The sequence below is a fragment of the Mesorhizobium sp. M00.F.Ca.ET.216.01.1.1 genome (assembly GCF_004010325.2).
Taxonomy (GTDB): domain Bacteria; phylum Pseudomonadota; class Alphaproteobacteria; order Rhizobiales; family Rhizobiaceae; genus Mesorhizobium.
In genome coordinates, this window is the sequence record NZ_SADR02000073.1 from 1 (window position 1) to 1297 (window position 1297).

1 protein-coding gene and 2 pseudogenes are annotated in these 1297 nt (G+C 61.5%); 2 read left to right on the top strand and 1 reads right to left on the bottom strand.

Annotation, left to right across the window (positions count from 1 at the left end):
- Positions 1-151 precede the first annotated feature (151 nt).
- A pseudogene (locus EN859_RS40645) lies at positions 152-289 on the top strand (transposase); the annotation flags it as partial.
- Positions 290-411: 122 nt separating this feature from the next.
- On the opposite strand, the pseudogene EN859_RS35060 reads toward EN859_RS40645, so the two are convergent.
- Positions 412-756: pseudogene (locus EN859_RS35060) on the bottom strand (EthD family reductase).
- A 177-nt stretch (positions 757-933) separates the two neighbouring features.
- Between EN859_RS35060 and EN859_RS35065 the strand changes: the two are divergent.
- On the top strand, positions 934-1297 hold a 364-nt coding region (locus EN859_RS35065; RefSeq protein ID WP_135913583.1), incomplete at its 3' end, for an ISAs1 family transposase.

Below are 1297 nucleotides of genomic sequence, written 5' to 3' on the forward strand. Positions count from 1 at the left end.
GTCTACAACCGCCGACGGCTTCACTCAGCACTCGGCTATCTCAGTCCAATGCAATTCGAGGATCCACACACCCGGCAAACGGTCAAATCAGCGGCCTGACCCTGTCCGGCCCGAGGGGCCCACTCCAATCCAGGGTCCCGATTGCGAGCCGATTGACATGAAGCTGCTGAAGATCGGTGCGCAGGTCCGTGTCTCGGTACGGCGCATCAAGGTGGCGATGGCTTCGGCCTGCCCTTACGCCGAGGAATTTGCACTGGCACACGCCCGAATACGCGCCGCGGCCCGATGACGCCGCAGGACCCGAACCCTTCCCGCAAACGACACAGGACACATCGCCGAACCAACGATCGCCGCACACCGCGGGCGCTGGCTGCGCTCGCCACGAGGTCGAGGCGCGATACCAACGCCTGGCTAGGCAAAAACACCGCCTAACGCCAGATGGGGTGAGAAAAGCGGGCTAGTCTCGAAGAGCAATAGCTCCACTCCGCCGTTTGCAAAATTGCCAAGATCGGCCGCCGTGGCCTGACCCTCGGGAGATGCTTAGGCCGTTTGAATATCCGCAACGGAATCGAAGTAGAGCGTAGCTACAAGATGATAGCCTGGGGCCCCACCCGGCGAACGCACGCCGCCATCGCTGATTTCGTATTTCCTCAAGCCGGGAATAGTTTTGGCCAGCGGAATGTGGGTCGAAACATAGTAACGGTCAAATGCAGTCACGTCTTTCGGTGTCTTGTAGAGTGCGACAAGTCTGGCCATGCGCCCCCCTCTTAAACCGACACTCATCGCCGGCCATTTGCACAAGAGAATACTCCCCAGCAAGAGCCCTGGCAAATGGGGTCGACCCCTCCCACGGCATTGAACTCGGGTTAACGGCGGTTTCGGGATTGCGACGGTTCTGATTCTGTTGGTGACGTTGATTCGGAGAGCACCGCCATGCCTGAGACTGCCGAGAAGCCGCGTCTGCGGCTGTTGCTGGACCATTTCGCCCTGATCGAGGATGACCGGGAGGGGTGGCGGGTGGCGCATCCGCTGCCTGAAGTGCTGCTGCTGGTGGTTTGCGGCACCATCGCGGCGGGCGATGACTTCGAGGACATCGCCGATTGGGGCGAGGACAATGTGGCCTTCCTGCGCCGTTTCCTGCCCTATCATCACGGGGTTCCGGGTTCGCGTTGGCTGCGGTTGCTGATGAACCGGATCGATCCGGGGCTGTTTGCGAACTGCTTCCAGTCCTGGGCGACGGCGATGCGTCCGGACGCGCCAGCGCTGGTGGCCATCGACGGCAAGACCTCGCGCGGCA